Origin of the sequence: Maribellus luteus, from assembly GCF_003576475.1 — a bacterium.
Classification (GTDB): domain Bacteria; phylum Bacteroidota; class Bacteroidia; order Bacteroidales; family Prolixibacteraceae; genus Draconibacterium; species Draconibacterium luteum.
Genome location: NZ_QWGR01000261.1, coordinates 1 through 528, shown reverse-complemented (window position 1 = coordinate 528; position 528 = coordinate 1). Strand labels below are relative to the sequence as shown.

At 55.9% G+C, this 528-nt stretch carries 1 protein-coding gene; it reads left to right on the top strand.

Going from position 1 to position 528, the window contains the following annotated elements:
- Positions 1 to 63 precede the first annotated feature (63 nt).
- Positions 64 to 528: type 2 periplasmic-binding domain-containing protein (locus D1614_RS28835; protein WP_206610213.1), on the top strand; the 465-nt coding region annotated here is incomplete at its 3' end.

Here is a 528-nt window from a genome sequence, read left to right as displayed (position 1 = left end):
GGACCTGAAGTTGTGTTTTCAACGGAGGAAACCATGCGACACGTTACAAAAAGGAATCGTCTTTTGACGATGACAAGCGCGGTGGCATTGATTGCGGCGTCAGCCGCGATCGGCGCGCCGGCTTTCGCAGACGAAGCTGCGGCGAAGAAGTGGATCGACACGGAATTCCAGCCTTCGACATTGTCGAAGGAAGACCAGATGAAGGAGATGCAATGGTTCATCAAGGCCGCTGAGCCTTTCAAGGGCATGGACATCAATGTCGTCTCGGAAACGATCACGACGCATGAATACGAGGCGGGGACGCTGGCCAAGGCGTTCACCGAAATCACCGGCATCAAGGTCAAGCACGACCTGATCCAGGAAGGCGACGTTGTCGAGAAGCTGCAGACGCAGATGCAGTCGGGCAAGAACGTCTATGACGGCTGGATCAACGACTCCGATCTGATAGGCACCCACTTCCGCTACAACCAGACCGTGGTTCTGTCGGATTACATGACGGGCGAGGGCAAGGACGTCACCGATCCGATG